The sequence below is a fragment of the Pseudomonas sp. PB101 genome (assembly GCF_009764265.1).
Classification (GTDB): domain Bacteria; phylum Pseudomonadota; class Gammaproteobacteria; order Pseudomonadales; family Pseudomonadaceae; genus Aquipseudomonas.
On sequence record NZ_RWIR01000024.1, the window covers coordinates 143,800 to 160,982 of the forward strand.

Here is a 17,183-nt window from a genome sequence, read left to right on the forward strand (position 1 = left end):
CAACTGGAGCATGCGGTTCGCAGACGTGCTCGCCTATCAACCGGATGGTTGAACCGTGTTAGAGAAACAGGGTTCCCACCAGCTCGGTGCGGCTGCTGACGCCGGTCTTGCGAAACAGGTTAATCAGGTGGGTCTTGATGGTCGGCAGGCCGACGTCCAGTTCCTGGGCCAGCTTCTTGTTGCTGGCGCCCTGGCGCAACAACAATGCGATCTGCCGCTCCTTGGGCGTCAGGCCGATCAGCGGATCCTCGTAAGGCTGCATGTTCGCCACGGCCAGTTGCAGAAGGGACTGCAAGGCATTGAGCTGGGCCAACTGGTCGGCAGTGAAGGCGCCTTGTTCGGCGGTGCGTAACAACGAGATGGCGGCCTGAGGCTGGCCGGCGCGATGGGCGAGAATCTCCACCACATCGACGACGCCATAGCGCTGCAGGAAATCCCGATAGCGCCGACTGTCCCGTGTTGGCTGTCGGGCCATGGCCAAGCCCAGCGGCACCACGGCCAGCCCGCTGGACAGGCAATTGCGCGGTTGCAGCGGGTCGAACTGACGGTAGTTATCCAGATAGTCGCGATGCATCTCGCCGCTCATGCAATGCAGCTGGAAATCACAGGCTTGCTGTTGCCGGTCGACACAGTAGAACGCCGCCTGGCTGGCAGGAACGAGTTGAGTGAAAGCCTGCAGGCACTGGCCAGCGACTTCCTGAGAGGGGATGGCGTTCATGGTAAGTAACCTTCGCCCAAAAGGCTGCCGGTGGAAGTCGGCAGCCGGGATCGATCAGACGACAGCGAAGTAGTGTTTTACGAAACTTTCGCTGACTATTTCCCAGAGCACCGGGGTGCCCTTGGTCACGAACCAGCTGTCACCGGCCTTGTAGCGGGTACTCTGGCCGGTGGATTCGTCGGTCAGCACCACTTCACCGGTGACCATGGTGGCTTGTTCAGTGAATGGATAGACCATCCGGAACTTGCCCCGGGTGGTGCCGAAATAGCCACTGCTTACCGGGTCCGTCGGCGCGCCGAAGGTCATTTTGCCGAAGACATTGACTTCGCCTTCCAGAATTTCAGAGCCGAGATCGGCGACGGTACCCCAGCCGTCCAACTCGGACAGCTGGATGTCTTTTTTGAGGGTGGTAAGGGTCATGGCAATTGCTCCTGATGAGTAAAAACAGAAAAGGGAAGAGTGCTTCGGGCGTTAGCGACGCCCGTTCCAGAAACCCGAGAGTTGGTGCCAGGACTTGCCGGCAGTCAGCAACAGCGGACGAAACGCATCTTTGCCAAGAATGGTCGGGCGGTGGATCGAGCTGACCAGGTCATAGCGCGCCGAGCCTTCACTCATGCCTTCGGCCAGCACCTTGCAAATGATGTGGCTCGGGGTGACGCCGAAGCCCGAATAGCCCTGAACGAAGAAGGCATTGCTGCGACCCGGCAGGGTACCGATCTGCGGAAACAGATTCGGGCTGCAGGCCATCGGACCGCCCCAGGCCAGGTCGATTTTCACGTCCTTGAGGTACGGGAAAATCTTCAGCATCAGGTTGCGGTTCCAGGCTTTCAGGTCTAGGGGAATGTGCTCGACCAACGGCGTGGCCGCGCCGAATAGCAAACGGTTTTCGTTGGTGACGCGGTAGTAGTCGATCACCGGACGAATGTCGCTGTAGGCGCCGCGAATCGGGCTGATGCGGTTGATCAGCTCGTCCGACAGTGGCTCGGTCATCATCTGGAAGGCGTACGTGTTGATGGTCGAACGATGCAGTTCAGGTTCCAGCTTGTTGAGGAAACTGTCGCAGGCCCACAGCAGTTTGCTGGCCTTGACCGAACCGCGGCCGGTGCGCACCGTGATGCGCTCGCCATAGCTGACTTCCAAAGCCGGACTGTTCTCGTAAATCTTCACGCCGTGACCAGCCAGCGCCTTGGCTTCGCCGAGCAGCAGGTTCAACGAGTGTACATGGCCGCCGCCCATGTGCAGCAGGGCGCTGCTATAGGCATCGGAGCCGATGATTTGCTTGACGTCCGAACCACCGAGAAAGCGGATTTCATGCTTGGTGTTGATTGATTTGAAGTCTTTTTCCCAGGCACGCAGGGTCTTTTCCTGGCGGGCGTTGAAACCCATGTAGCCATAGCCGTGGCAGAAGTCGGCATCGATGTCGTACTTGGCGATGCGATCCTTGATGATGTCCGCGCCCAGGTCGCTGATCTCGAAGACCTGACGCAGTCCTTCCTCACCCACGTCCTTCTTGATCTTCTCCAGGTCGTGACCGATGCCAGCCATGATCTGCCCGCCATTGCGCCCGGTGCCGCCAAAACCCAGGTAACGCGCCTCCAGCACGACGATATTGGTGATGCCTTTTTCGGCCAGTTCCAGCGCAGTATTGATGCCGGAGAAACCACCGCCAATGATCACAACGTCGGCTTCCACATCCTGTTCCAGCGTCGGGAAGCTGAGATTGTATTTTTTGGTGGCCGTGTAATAGGTGGGCGTTTCGATATTGATCATGGCGCAGCCTGAAAAAGTGAAGGAAAACTCAAGCGCTCGGGACTTCGAGAAGCTCTGTACCGGATGACTCCTATTAAGAGCCCTGGCGGGGCGGATGTCTTGATTCTCTGTGCCGGGACTTTTGATTCAGCGCGCCAGAGCCTTCGGCTGTCATCCAAGTGAAAGCGTGCCAATAGATGGCGTAGGTATCACAGCTATCTTGGCCCGCGAGAATGACGATTTCGGTCAGCCTGTCGCTCTATCTCTCCATGAGAACTTTCCCGCTATGAAAAGTGCAATCTTCCATTTGGAACGTGCATTTTTCATAACGTCCCGCTTACGCATACTGACCCGGTACACATGATTGATCACCGCCATTTCCTGCACCGTAAGAAGCAATGGAGTGCAAGGCGAGGCGGGATCAGCAGACGCCAATAATAAAGAGTCAGTCCATGAAAAAGCCAAATCCGCTTCTCGAAGACCTGAAGTCCCTCCTGCCTGCCATTGCGGCTAATGCTTTCCAGGCGGAGAAGGATCGAACCGTACCTGCCGAGAACATCGCTCTGCTTAAAAGTATTGGTATGCATCGCGCCTTTCAGCCGAAAAAATTTGGCGGTATGGAAATCTCCTTGCCGCAGTTCGCCGACTGCATTGCGCTGCTGGCGGGTTCTTGTGCCAGTACGGCGTGGGCAATGAGCTTGCTATGCACCCACAGTCACCAGCTCGCGATGTTCCCTGCAAAGACTCAGCAGGAGATATGGGGCGATGATCCTGATGCCACCGCCAGCAGCAGTATTGCGCCCTTCGGTCGTACTGAAGAGGTCGACGGTGGTGTGATGTTCAGCGGTGAGATGGGATGGAGCAGTGGTTGCGATCATGCCGAGTGGGCAATCGTTGGTTTCAGGCGCAAAAACGCTGAGGGCACCCAGGACTATTGCTTTGCGGTTTTGCCGCGCAGTGATTACGAAATTCGTGATGACTGGTATGCCGTGGGCATGCGCGGCAGCGGCAGCAAAACCTTGATCATTGATAACGCATTTGTACCGGAACATCACATCCAGAAAGCCAAGGACATGATGGAGGGCAAGTCCGGCGGATTCGGTCTGTACCCTGACAGCAAGATCTTTTACTCGCCGTATCGTCCTTACTTCGCCAGCGGATTCTCCACGGTAAGCCTGGGTGTGGCGGAGCGCATGCTTGAAGTCTTCCGCGAGAAAACCAGAACCCGCGTACGGGCCTATACCGGCGCGGCAGTCGGTGCTGCGACACCTGCCTTGATGCGGCTGGCGGAATCCACTCATCAAGTGGCGGCTGCTCGTGCCTTCCTCGAGAAAACCTGGCAGGAACATGCTGACCATAGCGAGCGACATGAATACCCAAGCCGGGAAACTCTGGCGTTCTGGCGGACCAATCAGGGCTACGCGACCAAAATGTGCATCCAGGCGGTTGATCGTTTGATGGAGGCTGCCGGTGGCGGCGCTTGGTTCGAGACCAATGAACTGCAACGACTGTTCCGTGATGCACATCTGACTGGCGCTCACGCCTACACCGACTACGACGTCTGCGCACAAATCCTGGGTCGGGAGCTGATGGGCCTGGAGCCTGATCCCACCATGGTTTGATCCTCCAGCTCTGAGATCCGATAACAACAATTGAGGCCATCCAGCGCGATGGCCCAGGAGTCTTGCATGTCTATTGTTTCTGATACCGCCTTTGACACCCGTGCGTTTCGCCGGGCCCTTGGCAATTTTGCAACAGGCGTGACCGTTGTCACGGCAGCCACTGAAGACGGGCGCAAAGTTGGCGTCACTGCCAACAGTTTCAACTCGGTATCGCTGGATCCGCCGCTGATTTTGTGGAGTATTGACAAGCGTTCCAGTAGTCATGAGGTGTTCGAAGCCGCTGGCCACTTTGCGGTGAACGTACTGGCAGCCGATCAGATTGATCTGTCGAACAACTTTGCCAAACCCAAGGAAGACCGCTTCGCCGAAATCGAATTCGAGGCAGGAGAGGGGGGGGCACCGGTTTTTGTCGACTGCTCGGCGCGTTTCCACTGTGAAAAGTTTCAGCAAGTCGACGGCGGCGATCACTGGATCATGATTGGCAAGGTAGTGGCGTTTGACGATTTCGGGCGTTCACCGTTGCTCTATCACCAGGGCGCCTATTCGATGGTACTGCCGCATACCCGCATGACCAAGCGTGAAGAAGGGCAGCTGCCCAGCAGTCACTTCCAGGGTCGCCTGAGCCACAATCTTTATTACCTGATGACCCAGGCATTGCGCGCCTATCAGGCCAGTTACCAGCCACGTCAATTGTCCACTGGGCTGCGCACCAGTGAAGCGCGGATGTTGATGGTGCTGGAGAACGATGCGGGTCTGAACATGATCGATTTGCAGCGGGAAGTAGCAATGCCTGTTCGAGAGATTGAAGAGGCGGTAGCCAACCTCAAGCGCAAAGGTCTGGTCAACGATGAGGGTGATCGCGTGCGGCTCACCATCAAAGGCATCGACGAAACGGAAGGGCTGTGGGCGATCGCCAAAGAGCAGCAGGATAAGGTGTTTGGGCAGTTCAGCGAAGAACAGGTGGAACATTTCAAAACCGTACTCAAGGGTGTCATTCAGGGGGCTTGAGACGACGATTGAAGGTAAGACAAGAACGGCGCCAAAGGGCGCCGTTTTTGCTTGCGCCGAATGCCGATGAGGCGCCTGACCATCAGGATGTGATGATGCGAGCATTGAGCTTCCGGCGATGGTAGAATTTTAGTTAATAAATTAACTAAATACGGTCTCGACAGTATCCCCATGCTCAAGCCTCGCCAATCATTGACTCTGACATTGCTCCAGGCTCGCGAAGCGGCCATGGGTTTTTTCCGTCCCTCTCTGAATCAACACGGTTTGACCGAGCAGCAGTGGCGGATCATTCGTATCCTTAGCCAACATGATGAGCTTGAGATCAATCGCCTGGCCGAGCTAGCGTGCATTCTCAAGCCGAGCATGACCGGAGTGCTGGTGCGCATGGAGGCCGCCGGCATGGTTGGACGCCGCAAGGCGGAACAGGATCAACGGCGGGTATTGGTGCGTCTGACTGAAAAGGGGGAGGCCTGCTTCAGTTCGATGAGCCAAAGCATGGAAGCCAACTATCAGCGATTGCAGGCTGAATTTGGCGAGGAAAAGTTGCAGGCGCTGCTGACGTTGCTCAATGAGTTGAAAACGCTTAAGCGATAGTCACGAGTGTTTACCCGACCCATCCCCAGCGTTGCGCTGGGGGGAGGTGTTATTGCCGGTTTAGAGGTGTCAGGCTTGGCCAATTCCCAGGCACATGTACTTCTGTTCGATGTAATCATCGATTCCGTACTTTGAACCTTCGCGGCCCAGCCCCGACTGCTTGATACCCCCAAACGGCGCCACTTCGGTCGATATCAATCCTTCATTTACACCGACCATTCCGTACTCCAACGCCTCGCTGACGCGCCATGCACGCCCCAGGTCGCGGGTGTAGAGGTAAGACGCCAAGCCGAATTCGGTGTCGTTGGCCATCGCAATTGCTTCAGCCTCGGTCTCGAACCGGAAAACCGGTGCCAATGGGCCGAAGGTTTCGTCGCGCGCGACCAGCATCGCCGAGGTCACGTCACCGAGAACTGTAGGCTGGAAGAAGTTACCGCCCAGTGCGTGGGTTTTTCCGCCAGCCAGTAAGGTGGCTCCTTTGCCCAGCGCATCGCTGATATGTTCCTCGATCTTGGCCACGGCCTTGGCATTGATCAGCGGGCCTTGTTGTGCGTTATCCACATCTGCGGCGCCGACCTTCAGTTGATTGACCGCAGCCACCAGTCGTCGCGTGAATTCATCATAGACACTGTTCTGGACCAGGATTCGATTGGTGCAGACGCAGGTTTGCCCGGTGTTGCGGAATTTCGAACCCATCGCACCTTCAACCGCGGCATCAAGGTCGGCATCTTCGAAAACAATGAACGGTGCGTTGCCACCCAGTTCGAGGCTGACTTTCTTGATGGTCTCGGCGCATTGCGCCATCAAGGTTTTGCCGATACCGGTAGAACCGGTGAAAGACACCTTCTGAACGCCAGGGTTGCCGGTCAGCTCGGCGCCGATTTCACGGGCACGGTTACCGGTGACGATGTTCAGAACACCGGCCGGGATTCCTGCACGCTCACCCAGTTCAGCCAAGGCCAGCGCGGACAACGGGGTTTCCGATGCAGGCTTGACGACGACGGTGCAACCGGCAGCCAGCGCCGGGCCGACTTTGCGCGTAATCATCGCATTGGGGAAATTCCAGGGCGTGATGGCGGCTACCACGCCGATGGCTTGCTTGATCACCACCAGGCGGCGACCCTGCTTGTCATGTGGGATCACATCGCCGTAGATGCGCTTGGCTTCCTCGGCGAACCACTCTATGAAACTGGCACCGTAGGCAATTTCGCCACGGCTTTCAGCCAATGGCTTGCCTTGTTCCAGACTAAGTAACCGGGCAAGGTCTTCCTGGTTGGCCATGATCAAGTCAAACCATTTGCGCAGGATATTGCTGCGCTCCTTGGCGGTCTTGCCACGCCAGGCGGGCAGGGCAGCCTGGGCCGCGGCGATGGCGCGGGCGGTTTCGGCCTGGCCGAGGGAACTGACTTCGGCGATGGTTTCACCGTTCGCCGGGTTCGTCACTGCGAAACGATTGCTGTCATCGGCTTCGATCCATTGGCCATTGATGTAAGCCTGTTCGCGCAACAGTTTCAAATCGTTAAGTTTCATCGGTCTTCTCGAAAAATCAGTACACGCCGCCGGAGCTGGTGGGCGCCGGAGCATCTTTGAAGGTGGCGGCGAGGGTTTGCAGACCGCGCATCAGCACAGTGGTGTCGACCCCGACAGCAACGAATGCTGCGCCCAGCTCGATGTATCGCTTGGCGAGCTTCTGATCGGCGCTGAGAATGCCTGCCGCTTTACCGGCTTTCTGGATGCGCGCGATGGCGTCTTCGATTGCAGCCTGGACTTCAGGATGGCCCGGGTTGCCGCGGTAACCCATCGACGCACTCAAATCGGCCGGCCCGATAAAGACACCGTCGACACCGTCTACTGACGCGATGGCATCAAGATTGGCCAGGCCTTCGCGGTTCTCGATCTGCACCAGCAGGCACATCTGTTCATCGGCTTTGTCAAGATAGCCGGGAATGCTGTTCCAGCGCGACGCTCGAGCCAGCGCACTGCCGACACCACGGATACCGCGAGGTGGATAGTGAATGGCGCGAACCAGTTCCCGTGCCTGATCGGCGCTTTCCACCATCGGCACCAATAAGGTCTGCACGCCAATGTCGAGCACTTGTTTAATCAGTGCAGTGTCGCCGATCACTGGGCGTACTACCGGATGGCTGGGGTAGGGCGCCACGGCCTGAAGCTGACCGAGCATCCCGCGCAGATCGTTGGGCGCATGTTCGCCGTCGATCAGCAGCCAATCGAATCCGGCATTGGCGGCCAGTTCGGCACAGTAGGCGTCCGCCAGGCCGAGCCACAGGCCGATCTGTGCTTCACCGCTTTGCAGGCGAAGCTTGAAGGTGTTGATAGGCATATCCATTGAGTAGACCTCCGATCAGACGAAACGGCAGGCAATGGACCCCAGCATGTCGTAGTCGACATGGAAGGTATCGCCGGGATTGGCCGCCACAGGGCGTGTGAAGGAACCACCCAGGATGATTTGCCCTGGTTGCAGGGTGACGTCATACGCCGCCAGCTTGTTCGCCAGCCAGGCCACGCCCTTCGCCGGGTGGTTAAGCACCGCTGCGGAAACCCCGGATTCCTCGATCACGCCGTTGCGGTAAAGCACCGCAGGCACTTTACGCAGGTCGATCTCGGTCGGGCGCACGGCACGACCGCCCATGACCACGCCAGCATTGGCGGCGTTGTCGGAAATGGTGTCGAACACTTTGCGGGTCGCTTTGGTGTGCGGATCGACCTGCTGGATGCGCGCATCAATGATTTCCAGCGCCGGGATCACCCATTCGGTGGCGTCCAATACATCAAACACCGTCACATTCGGACCTTTCAAAGGCTTGCCCAGAATGAACGCCAGCTCGACTTCAACCCGCGGCACGATGAAGCGCTCGAACGGAATATCGGTGCCTTCGTCGAAGAACATGTCATCGAGGAGCGCACCGTAATCCGGCTCGGTGATGTTGGAAGACACTTGCATAGCCCGGGAGGTCAGACCGATTTTATGCCCGACCAACTTGCGACCGTCCTTGATCTTTTGGGCCACCCAGGCGCGTTGAATGGCATAGGCGTCTTCAATGGTGATCTCTGGATGATCCAGGGAAAACTGACGGACCTGCTCGCGTGAGCGCTCGGCGTGGTCGAGGCGGGCGGCGGCTTGCAGAATTAGACTTTGATCAAGCATGACAATGATCTCTTACTGAGGGTTGACGATGGCGGCCTGGGTGCGCAGCACCAGAAAACCACCGAGAGCGATGAGCAGTGCCAGGACATAAAGGGCCAGGCTGGCACTCTGGGTTGTGTCGCGCATCCAGCCGATCAGATAGGGCGCGAAGAATGACGCGATGCTGCCGAAGGAACTGATCAGGGCAATGCCGGCGGCTTGGGTACTGTTGGAAAGGAAGGCCGGAGGCAGTTGCCAGAACATCGGTAACGCGGCGCTGGCGCCCATGCCGGCGACGATCAAGCCAGCCAGAACCAGGGTCGGGTTGGCGGGTGAGAGCCCAGCGATGGCAATGCCGGCGGCAGACATCAGCAATGGCACGCAGAGGTGCCAGCGGCGTTCACTGTGACGGTCGGACGAGCGACCACAGCCGATCATGAAGAAACAGCCCGCCAGGTAAGGTACAGCGCTGAGCAGGCCGACCTTGCCATCGCTGCCGATACCGGCACCGTGGATCAGCGTCGGCATCCAGAACGCCAGGGTGTTGACCGCCAGCATCACCGCGAAATACACCGCCACCAGCAGCCACACCTGCGGGTTGTTAAGGATGGCGGAGAACGATGTGATCGATTTGCGGTGTTCTTCCTTGTTCAATTGTTCGCGCAGATGTTGCTTCTGCTCCGATGCCAGCCATTTGACCGTTTCGAAACTGTCCGGCAGACACTTGAGCACCACCAGCCCGAGCAGGATCACGGGCACGCCCTCAATGACGAACATCCACTGCCAACCGCGAAGGCCCGCAAAATCATGGAAGCTTTCGAGGATGCCGCCAGACAGTGGGCCACCAATCACGCCCGCCATCGGTACGGCGATTGCAAACAATGCGGTGATTTGCCCTCGACGACCGGCCGGGTACCAGCGGTTCAGAAACACCAGAATGCCCGGAAAGAAACCGGCCTCGGCCACCCCCAGCAAAAAGCGCAGGACATAGAAACCGGCAGCGCTGTCGATCAAGAACATGCTGGCCGATAACGCTCCCCACACCACCATCAGCGTTGCGATCCAGCGCCGTGGGCCGACACGGTCCAGGGCAATGTTGCTCGGTACACCAAACAGCGCGTAGGCAATGAAGAACAGGCCGGCGCCAAAGCCGTAGACCGTGTCGCTGAAATTCAAGTCAGCACTCATCTGCATCTTGGCGAAGCCGATGTTAATCCGGTCGAGGTGGGCGAAGAGGTAGCAGATCAACAGCAGCGGCATCAGCCGCCAAGTGATGAGGCTATGGGTACGGTCGCGGGCGACGGTGTTGATTGCTTCGGCAGTGTTGGCTGTGCTCATGGTTTTATACTTTTTGTTTGAGAGGCCGATGGAACGAACGGGCAGGCTGCCTTAAACGGCCTGAGTCTTGAGAAAGGCGTGGACGTTGTTTTCCTTGAAGTTGAGTTGCTCGTGCAGCTCGATCATCTCGAACGACAAGGCCAGCAGACGTTGGGCCTGAAGCTCGGCGAAGTGTTGGGTGATGGCCTCGAACAGGTGCTCGGCCACTTTCTGGCGAGTCGCCAGATCACGACCATGGCCGACCTTCAGCGTCATATGAACAAAGGCATAGTCGTGCTTGCCATCGGCCATGCGCCAGGTGTCCAGGCGCACACCCCGACTGCGGATGCCGCCCAGGGGAAACACGCCGCTGTCCCCCAGCACGGTGTGAACCTTTTCGAACAGCGCGGGCAAGTTCGCCTGCTGTTCGATGTTGTCGGTGTATTCGGCGATGAAATGCGGCATGTGAGTCTCCGGGCCGTGGGCAGCCTTCAGGCTGCCCACGAGCGAGTGTCAGAGGGGGAAAATGGCGTTGATCTGGCCTGTGCCGGAACTTCCGAACGGCTGAGTGATGATCTCGGCAGGTTTGTTGTACTCGGGCCCGCCCAGCAGTCCGAGGAGCATCGCGGTGTCGTGCATCTTGCCTTCGCCAAAACAATGCTCGGCATAGTCCGGGAGCATCGCGCAGAACTCCTTGAAGCGGCCTTGCTTCCACATCTCGACCACGTGCAGGTCCATTTGCTTGTCGAATTCACGGGTCCAGTTGTGAATGTTGGCTTCGGCTTCACGGTCGTCGGAGAAGCGGTGGGACAGCGAGCCCGAGGCCAGTACCAGCACCTTGCGGTTGCTCTTCTCGATGGCTCGGCGCACCGCAGCACCAAAGGCAAAGCTGTCTTCCAGGCGATGCCAGGCGCACCAGGCGGCGATGGAGATCACGTTGAACTTCTGCTCGTCGGGGACGCCCATGTGCATGTAGCGCATCGGCACCAGAGTGCCGTATTCCAGCTCCAGGCTCGGGATGTTATGGGCCATGGTGCGCACGCCAGCCTGATTGGCCTCGGCGGCGATCAGCTCACCCAGCTCAGGACAGCCCGGGTATTCGTACTCCATGTTCTTGATGAAGTGGGGCAGTTCGTTGCTGGTGTAGATGCCTTCGAAATGCTCGCCGCAGTTGACGTGATAGCCGCTGTTGACCAGCCAGTGCACGTCGAACACCACGGCAGTGTCGGCACCAAGCTCGCGGGCACGACGACCGATTTCCTTGTGCCCTGCAATCGCCGCTTCGCGACAACCGTGATGCTTGCCGGGCAGTTCCGACAGGTACATCGAGGGTACGTGGCAGATCTTCGCGGCCAGGACGACTTCGCCCATGATGATTCTCCTGAAAGTGTTGTTGTTTGATTCAGTCTGGCGCCGATCGACGTCTGCGATGGACCGATGCGCGCCCCATCGCAGCCTTCGACAGCCGTTACCGGTGGTTTATATGCCCCAACGCGGGATGTGATGACTGCCCATGGAAATGCAAACGTTCTTGATCTCGGCGAAAACTTCGAAGCTGTATTGGCCGCCTTCACGACCGGTGCCGGAACCTTTCACACCGCCGAACGGCTGACGCAAATCACGCACATTCTGGCTGTTGATGAACACCATGCCGGCTTCGATGCCATGAGCCAGACGATGGGCCTTGCCGATGTCCTGAGTCCAGATGTAGGACGCCAGGCCGTACTCGGTATCGTTGGCCAGTTGCAGGGCTTCGGCTTCGTCCTTGAACGGAATCAGGCAGACCACCGGGCCAAAGATTTCTTCCTGGGCAATGCGCATCTTGTTGTTCACATCAGCGAACACCGTCGGCTGGATGAACTGGCCGCGGCTCAGGTGCGCCGGCAGGTTGGCCGGACGTTCCAGGCCACCGGCCAGAAGCGTGGCGCCTTCTTCGATGCCAATCTTGATGTAGCCAGTGACCTTGTCGTAGTGGGCCTGGGTGATCATCGAGCCGACCTGGGTTTTCGGATCTTGCGGATCGCCGACGATCAGGCGTTTGGCACGAGCGGCAAACTCGGCGACAAACTGCGGGTAAACACTTTCCTGAATGAAGATCCGGCTACCGGCGGTGCAGCGTTCGCCGTTCAGCGAGAAGATGGTGAACAACGCCGCATCGAGGGCACGCTCAAGATCCGCGTCTTCGAAAATCAGCACCGGCGACTTGCCGCCCAGTTCCATGGAGTACTTTTTCAGGCCTGCGGTCTGCATGATTTTCTTGCCGGTGGCGGTGCCGCCGGTGAAGGAAATCGCCCGTACGTCCGGGTGCCGAACCAGCGCATCACCGGCGGTGGCGCCGTAGCCCTGGATGACGTTGAGCACGCCATTGGGAATACCAGCCTCGACGGCCAGACGGCCCAGTTCGTTGGCGGTCAGTGGCGACAGCTCGGACATCTTCAGCACTGCGGTGTTGCCCAGTGCCAGGCACGGAGCGGTCTTCCAGGTCGCGGTCATGAACGGCACGTTCCATGGCGACACCAGGGCGCAAACACCGACCGGTTGGTACAAGGTGTAGTTAAGCATCTGGTCGTCGACCGGGTAACTGTGCCCGTCCATGCGGGTGCAAACTTCGGCGAAGAAGTCGAAGTTGTGCGAGGCACGTGGAATCAACACGTTTTTGGTTTGATGGATCGGCAGGCCGGTGTCCAGGGTTTCCAGTTCGGCCAGACGCGGAACATTTTGCTCGATCAGTTCGCCAAGCTTGCGCATCAGTCGGGCACGTTCTTTGGCCGGCGTATTGGCCCACTTCGGGAAGGCTTCCTTGGCCGCAGCCACAGCCTGAGCGACTTCCTCGGCGCCGCCGCTGGCGACTTCTCCAATCGCTTCACCGGTAGCCGGGTTGTAGTTGACGAATACGTCTTTGCTTTCGACCTCACGGCCGTTGATCCAATGTTTGATCATGTTGCTCAAGCCTCTTTACAGGCGGAGAAGAATTCCGCTTCGCTGACAATTCGATTGACCAGGCGACCCACACCTTCCACTTCCACAATCACCTCATCGCCTGGCACCACATCGGCCAGACCTTCCGGCGTGCCCGTGGCGATCATGTCGCCGGGTTGCAGGGTCATGAAGCTGGACAGGTATTCGATCAGGAAAGGGATGTCGAAAATCATGTCCTTGGTGCTGCCTTCCTGACGTAGCTCACCATTGATCCAGGTGCGCAGTTTCAGGTTGCTAGGATCCGGCACGTCGGCGACGTCGACGATCCACGGACCGACGGGCGTCGTGGCATCGCGATTCTTCACTCGCAGATTGGGCCGGTAGTAATTTTCCAGGTAGTCACGGATCGCGTAGTCGTTGCACACCGTGTAGCCGGCCAGGTATTCCAGGGCGTTTTCGCGCTTGACGTTTCGCGCCGGCTTGCCGATGACGGCGACCAGTTCACACTCGTAGTGCATGTAGGCGACGTTATCCGGACGCCAAGTGGTCTGGTTGTGGCCGGTGTAAGTGCCGGGAGACTTGATGAACGCCAAGGGCTCGGTCGGCGGCTTGAAGGCCAGCTCGGCGGCGTGGTCGGCGTAGTTCAGGCCCAGGGCGAACATACTGCCGGTGGCCGGTGGCAGCCATTGCACCTGATCTTCGGCCAACAGGCGGCCGTCGGCCAGGCGAAGGGCATGGCTGTTATCGGTAGGGTGCTCTTCGACGTGGACGAGGTGGACTTCGCCTTCAAAGCAGATACGGGCATGTTTCATGGAAGCTCCTGTTACTCGGCCACGATGTGGTTGACGAGGCGGCCCAGGCCGCTGATTTCGACTTCGACGGTGTCGCCGGGCTGGACATCGACACGACCTTCAGGGGTACCGGTAATCAGTACGTCGCCTTCGTGCAGGGTCATGAACTCGCTGATCTCGGCGATCAGCTGGGGAATGTTGCGGACAAAGTTGGCCGTGGAGTTTTCCTGGCGCAGTTCACCGTTGACGAACAGCTTCAGGCTCAACTGATGCGGGTTGGCGACCTGGTCACGGGCCACCAGTTCCGGACCCAGTGAGCAGAAGCCATCACGGCACTTGGCTTTGACCGCCGGGCGGTAGTAGCTGTCTTCCGGCAGGCTGAACTCATTGACGATGGTGTAGCCGGCCACATGCTCCAGCGCATTTTCAATACTGACCCGGCTGGCACTTTTGCCGATCACCACTCCGAGTGCAGGGCCCGGTTGCAAGCGTTCACCTTGCGGATGAACCACTGCGCGGTCATGGGCATTGCGGGTATTGGGCGTCTTGACGAACAGCACCGGTTTGACCGGCGGTTTCTGATAAGGCGCTTGCTCGAATTCGGCGATACGTTGGTTCAGCAACCCTTGGTAGTTCAGCGCAACGCCGAACAGGGTGCCGTTCGCAACATCATGCAGGGCACGGCTCATGCTTTTCTCCTGGCAGTGGCGGGGCAGTGACTGCCCCGTGAAATATTCGTTAACCTGTTAACGTTATAATTAATATGTTAACTATCGTCAAGCGTGGCAATATCCTCTGGCAGTGGTTAGCCGCCTGAAACCGGCGCAGGATGGAATCCCTTGCACTGCCAATACCAAAAAAAGAAAGAGAACCAAGCGATGATCGATCGTCAGCCGATCCCCAATATCAACATCGGTCAGGTCTACGACCAGCGCTACAGCGATGCCGAAGTGCACTACGACAAACTCGGCAACCTGGCGGAGTTTTTCGGTCGCAACATGCCGGTGCATCGACACGACCGGTTCTTCCAGGTGCATTACGTGAAGAGCGGCGCAGTTCGGGTCTATCTGGATGACCAGCAATACCTCGAGTCGGGACCGATGTTTTTCCTCACGCCACCGACGGTGGCTCATTCCTTCGTCACCGAAGCGGACGCCGATGGGCATGTGCTGACGGTGCGCCAGCAGTTGGTCTGGCAGTTGATCGATGCTGACCCGAGCCTGGCGCCCGGCCCGCAGTTGCCGGCGGCTTGCGTCGCGCTGGCGCGGCTGGCGCCGCAATTCCATCCCGAGGTCAGAAGGCTGGAGTTTCTGTTCGAGGAACTGTGCAGCGAGATCAATGCCAATGGGCCAGGGCGGGGTTCGGCGCTGGACAGCCTGACGCGATTGATCATGGTCAGTCTGCTCAGGCTCTGCGCCAACTCCCTGGAAGCCCGCCCGGCGCGCCATGAAGACCTGCGGATCTTTCACCGCTTTAACGAATTGATCGAAGACCATTACCTGCAACATTGGCCACTGTCGCGCTATGCCGACGGTATTGGTGTTACCGAGGCAAGGCTCAACGATGTCTGCCGGCGTATTGCCGACCTGCCGTCGAAACGGTTGATCCTCGAACGAATGATGCAAGAGGCCAAGCGCCTGTTGCTGTTCACTGGCAGTTCGGCCAATGAAGTCTGCTACCAGTTGGGCTTCAAGGATCCGGCCTATTTCAGCCGGTTCTTCCAGCGTTATGCGCAGATGACCCCTGGGGAATATCGCCTGCGGCAGTCGGGTTTGCGCTGATGCAGCCATGCTCGCTACTCGATGGGCTTATAAAAAACACTCGCAGTTGTGGAGCAATCATGGCCGTAGTCGGTGCCCTGAAAAATGGCTTTTACAGGGAACCGATTGCACTTTTCAAAGGAGGGTATTCGCAAGGACAGGCTGTAGCGTGAGGTCAATAATTTGTTTTCAGGTTGATGACTTGTTGCGCGATGCGATGTTGCAAGTGCTCAGTACCGACTCTAAGCTTCGTTGCTTCGACCTCTTTTGTGCGTAAACCATGCAAACCCCCAGACCGTCCCTTACGCTCACCTTATTGCAGGCACGCGAAGCGGCCATGGCATTTTTCCGACCATTGCTCAACGAGCATGATCTGACCGAACAGCAGTGGCGGGTGATTCGCATCCTGCGCCAGCAGGGTGAACTGGAGAGCCATCAACTGGCTCATCTGGCGTGCATCCTCAAACCCAGCATGACCGGCGTCCTGTCCCGGCTGGAGCGCGACGGTATCGTGCGGCGCAGGAAGTCGTCCGAAGATCAGCGTCGGGTGTTCGTCGCTCTCACCGAGCGGGGGCAGCAGTGTTTCGTCGATATGAGTGCGGGAATGGAAAGCAACTATCTGAAGATCCAGGAGCAGTTCGGCGAGGAGCAGCTTGAGCAGTTACTGGTACTGCTGACCAAACTGAAGAGCATCAAGCCCTGACTCATGACCTTCAGTTCGCTGACTGGGGCGTGCTTTCAAGCGAAGCTCGCTCGCCAGAATGTCCGGACGGCGTTCGATCAACACCGAGGAAGTGCCGGGAGCGATGTCCTGAACCAGCAGCAATCGATCGACCGGGCTGGTGTCAGTGCCAGCACGCTGTTGCGTGTGCCCGTGAGCAACACCGGGGGCGTTGCCGGCCTGACGTAACTGCCGTACGGTACTTTCCCAGTCGGCGCGTGCTAGCGCGGTGGCGGTTCCAGGCTGGCGCCGTTGCATGACCAGATTCAGTGAACGCTCGCGGCTCTGCAAGGTTTGATCGACCAGCGCGAGACGCCGTTGCGCACCGGTACGTGTCAGATAAGTCTGGATCACTTTCGAGATGAGGCTGAGCTGCGTTGCTCGCGTCGCCTCGGCCGTGGACAGGTTACTTTCCAGTGCCACATCAGACAGGTTCTTGACTCGGCTAAACAGATCGATCTCAAACTCGGTAGTGCCCAGGCCGACCTGGTAGCTGCGCGATACTCCGGCTGCGCCGATGGTGGACCGATCTTGAGGCATCCGCTGGTGGTTACCGGTGACGCTGGCGATGATCGAAGGCAGTCGATCGGATCGCTGGATACGGTATTGCGCCCGGGCGGCTTCGATATTGAGCAACGCCGGGCGCAGGTCGCGGTGGTTGACCAACGCCGTTTTGACCAGCGTTCGCAGCGCAGACCGAGAACGAAGGAACGCCAGTCAGCCAGGTCGTAGGTCTACGCTCGTGGCGCAGTCGTCCACTGGTGAATCCGGGCGCAGGTAATTCGGCGCCAACGAGTAGTCGGGCAACGCCAGGACTAGTGCCAGCAGGGGCAAGGGCG

The 17,183-nt window shown here is 58.4% G+C and carries 18 protein-coding genes; 5 read left to right on the forward strand and 13 right to left on the reverse strand.

The features are described from left to right. Positions 1 to 58: 58 nt before the first annotated feature. The 3 genes from EI969_RS07280 to EI969_RS07290 are packed head-to-tail and all read right to left on the reverse strand — an operon-like array spanning position 59 to position 2,488. Positions 59 to 718 carry a LuxR C-terminal-related transcriptional regulator gene (locus EI969_RS07280; RefSeq protein WP_160386849.1) on the reverse strand — a complete coding sequence of 220 codons (660 nt, stop codon included), beginning with the start codon at positions 716 to 718 and terminating at the stop codon, positions 59 to 61. 54 nt (positions 719 to 772) lie between these two features. Beyond that, positions 773 to 1,138, reverse strand: coding sequence for a cupin domain-containing protein (locus tag EI969_RS07285; protein WP_160386850.1), 366 nt, complete (start codon positions 1,136 to 1,138; stop codon positions 773 to 775). A gap of 51 nt (positions 1,139 to 1,189) precedes the next feature. Continuing rightward, on the reverse strand, positions 1,190 to 2,488 hold the full coding sequence (locus EI969_RS07290; RefSeq protein WP_160386851.1) for an FAD-binding oxidoreductase: 1,299 nt from the start codon (positions 2,486 to 2,488) through the stop codon (positions 1,190 to 1,192). A gap of 431 nt (positions 2,489 to 2,919) precedes the next feature. On the opposite strand from EI969_RS07290, the gene EI969_RS07295 reads away from it, so the two are divergent. From EI969_RS07295 to hpaR (EI969_RS07305), 3 genes are all read left to right on the forward strand, one after another. Beyond that, positions 2,920 to 4,089 (forward strand): p-hydroxyphenylacetate 3-hydroxylase oxygenase component, encoded by a 1,170-nt coding sequence (locus tag EI969_RS07295; RefSeq protein ID WP_160386852.1) that lies wholly within the window; start codon positions 2,920 to 2,922, stop codon positions 4,087 to 4,089. 66 nt (positions 4,090 to 4,155) lie between these two features. Continuing rightward, the gene (locus tag EI969_RS07300; protein WP_160386989.1) at positions 4,156 to 5,097 is read left to right on the forward strand and encodes a p-hydroxyphenylacetate 3-hydroxylase reductase component; all 942 of its coding nucleotides are present in this window, start codon (positions 4,156 to 4,158) and stop codon (positions 5,095 to 5,097) included. Between the two features lie 171 nt (positions 5,098 to 5,268). Then, on the forward strand, positions 5,269 to 5,691 hold the full coding sequence (gene hpaR / locus EI969_RS07305; RefSeq protein WP_160386853.1) for a homoprotocatechuate degradation operon regulator HpaR: 423 nt from the start codon (positions 5,269 to 5,271) through the stop codon (positions 5,689 to 5,691). 69 nt (positions 5,692 to 5,760) lie between these two features. Here the strand turns inward: hpaR (EI969_RS07305) and EI969_RS07310 are convergent, their stop codons facing one another. The 9 genes from EI969_RS07310 to EI969_RS07350 all read right to left on the reverse strand — a co-directional run bounded on the left by EI969_RS07310 (position 5,761) and on the right by EI969_RS07350 (position 14,552). Further along, positions 5,761 to 7,221, reverse strand: coding sequence for an NAD-dependent succinate-semialdehyde dehydrogenase (locus EI969_RS07310; RefSeq protein ID WP_160386854.1), 1,461 nt, complete (start codon positions 7,219 to 7,221; stop codon positions 5,761 to 5,763). A gap of 16 nt (positions 7,222 to 7,237) precedes the next feature. Further along, positions 7,238 to 8,038 (reverse strand): 4-hydroxy-2-oxoheptanedioate aldolase, encoded by an 801-nt coding sequence (gene hpaI, locus EI969_RS07315; RefSeq protein WP_160386855.1) that lies wholly within the window; start codon positions 8,036 to 8,038, stop codon positions 7,238 to 7,240. A gap of 15 nt (positions 8,039 to 8,053) precedes the next feature. Then, on the reverse strand, positions 8,054 to 8,857 hold the full coding sequence (hpaH, locus tag EI969_RS07320) for a 2-oxo-hept-4-ene-1,7-dioate hydratase (RefSeq protein WP_160386856.1): 804 nt from the start codon (positions 8,855 to 8,857) through the stop codon (positions 8,054 to 8,056). Positions 8,858 to 8,869: 12 nt separating this feature from the next. After that, positions 8,870 to 10,174, reverse strand: coding sequence for an MFS transporter (locus EI969_RS07325; protein WP_160386857.1), 1,305 nt, complete (start codon positions 10,172 to 10,174; stop codon positions 8,870 to 8,872). Between the two features lie 51 nt (positions 10,175 to 10,225). Beyond that, a complete protein-coding gene (locus EI969_RS07330; protein WP_160386858.1) occupies positions 10,226 to 10,618 on the reverse strand; it encodes a 5-carboxymethyl-2-hydroxymuconate Delta-isomerase in 393 nt (130 codons plus the stop codon). Between the two features lie 48 nt (positions 10,619 to 10,666). Next, entirely contained in the window at positions 10,667 to 11,524 is an 858-nt protein-coding gene (gene hpaD, locus EI969_RS07335) for a 3,4-dihydroxyphenylacetate 2,3-dioxygenase (RefSeq protein ID WP_160386859.1), read from the reverse strand. Between the two features lie 108 nt (positions 11,525 to 11,632). Further along, on the reverse strand, positions 11,633 to 13,093 hold the full coding sequence (gene hpaE / locus EI969_RS07340; protein WP_160386860.1) for a 5-carboxymethyl-2-hydroxymuconate semialdehyde dehydrogenase: 1,461 nt from the start codon (positions 13,091 to 13,093) through the stop codon (positions 11,633 to 11,635). Between the two features lie 5 nt (positions 13,094 to 13,098). After that, the gene (locus EI969_RS07345) at positions 13,099 to 13,884 is read right to left on the reverse strand and encodes a fumarylacetoacetate hydrolase family protein (protein ID WP_160386861.1); all 786 of its coding nucleotides are present in this window, start codon (positions 13,882 to 13,884) and stop codon (positions 13,099 to 13,101) included. An 11-nt stretch (positions 13,885 to 13,895) separates the two neighbouring features. After that, positions 13,896 to 14,552: a fumarylacetoacetate hydrolase family protein gene (locus EI969_RS07350; protein WP_160386862.1), complete on the reverse strand. Its 657-nt coding sequence runs from the start codon at positions 14,550 to 14,552 to the stop codon at positions 13,896 to 13,898. Between the two features lie 189 nt (positions 14,553 to 14,741). Here EI969_RS07350 and hpaA point away from each other — a divergent pair, with 189 nt between their 5' ends. Both hpaA and hpaR (EI969_RS07360) read left to right on the forward strand, forming a co-directional pair. Further along, positions 14,742 to 15,644 carry a 4-hydroxyphenylacetate catabolism regulatory protein HpaA gene (hpaA, locus tag EI969_RS07355; protein WP_160386863.1) on the forward strand — a complete coding sequence of 301 codons (903 nt, stop codon included), beginning with the start codon at positions 14,742 to 14,744 and terminating at the stop codon, positions 15,642 to 15,644. Positions 15,645 to 15,903: 259 nt separating this feature from the next. Next, positions 15,904 to 16,326 carry a homoprotocatechuate degradation operon regulator HpaR gene (gene hpaR / locus EI969_RS07360; RefSeq protein ID WP_160386864.1) on the forward strand — a complete coding sequence of 141 codons (423 nt, stop codon included), beginning with the start codon at positions 15,904 to 15,906 and terminating at the stop codon, positions 16,324 to 16,326. On the opposite strand, the gene EI969_RS07365 is transcribed toward hpaR (EI969_RS07360), so the two are convergent. Beyond that, on the reverse strand, positions 16,285 to 17,061 hold the full coding sequence (locus EI969_RS07365; RefSeq protein ID WP_160386990.1) for a TolC family protein: 777 nt from the start codon (positions 17,059 to 17,061) through the stop codon (positions 16,285 to 16,287). The genes hpaR (EI969_RS07360) and EI969_RS07365 overlap by 42 nt on opposite strands. Positions 17,062 to 17,183: the final 122 nt, after the last annotated feature.

Coding starts and splice junctions, on each gene's coding strand:
- EI969_RS07280 (WP_160386849.1), bottom strand. CDS start 718: ATGAACGCCATCCCCTCTCAGGAAGTCGCTGGCCAGTGCCTGCAGGCT.
- EI969_RS07285 (WP_160386850.1), bottom strand. CDS start 1,138: ATGACCCTTACCACCCTCAAAAAAGACATCCAGCTGTCCGAGTTGGAC.
- EI969_RS07290 (WP_160386851.1), bottom strand. CDS start 2,488: ATGATCAATATCGAAACGCCCACCTATTACACGGCCACCAAAAAATAC.
- EI969_RS07295 (WP_160386852.1), top strand. CDS start 2,920: ATGAAAAAGCCAAATCCGCTTCTCGAAGACCTGAAGTCCCTCCTGCCT.
- EI969_RS07300 (WP_160386989.1), top strand. CDS start 4,156: ATGTCTATTGTTTCTGATACCGCCTTTGACACCCGTGCGTTTCGCCGG.
- hpaR (WP_160386853.1), top strand. CDS start 5,269: ATGCTCAAGCCTCGCCAATCATTGACTCTGACATTGCTCCAGGCTCGC.
- EI969_RS07310 (WP_160386854.1), bottom strand. CDS start 7,221: ATGAAACTTAACGATTTGAAACTGTTGCGCGAACAGGCTTACATCAAT.
- hpaI (WP_160386855.1), bottom strand. CDS start 8,038: ATGGATATGCCTATCAACACCTTCAAGCTTCGCCTGCAAAGCGGTGAA.
- hpaH (WP_160386856.1), bottom strand. CDS start 8,857: ATGCTTGATCAAAGTCTAATTCTGCAAGCCGCCGCCCGCCTCGACCAC.
- EI969_RS07325 (WP_160386857.1), bottom strand. CDS start 10,174: ATGAGCACAGCCAACACTGCCGAAGCAATCAACACCGTCGCCCGCGAC.
- EI969_RS07330 (WP_160386858.1), bottom strand. CDS start 10,618: ATGCCGCATTTCATCGCCGAATACACCGACAACATCGAACAGCAGGCG.
- hpaD (WP_160386859.1), bottom strand. CDS start 11,524: ATGGGCGAAGTCGTCCTGGCCGCGAAGATCTGCCACGTACCCTCGATG.
- hpaE (WP_160386860.1), bottom strand. CDS start 13,093: ATGATCAAACATTGGATCAACGGCCGTGAGGTCGAAAGCAAAGACGTA.
- EI969_RS07345 (WP_160386861.1), bottom strand. CDS start 13,884: ATGAAACATGCCCGTATCTGCTTTGAAGGCGAAGTCCACCTCGTCCAC.
- EI969_RS07350 (WP_160386862.1), bottom strand. CDS start 14,552: ATGAGCCGTGCCCTGCATGATGTTGCGAACGGCACCCTGTTCGGCGTT.
- hpaA (WP_160386863.1), top strand. CDS start 14,742: ATGATCGATCGTCAGCCGATCCCCAATATCAACATCGGTCAGGTCTAC.
- hpaR (WP_160386864.1), top strand. CDS start 15,904: ATGCAAACCCCCAGACCGTCCCTTACGCTCACCTTATTGCAGGCACGC.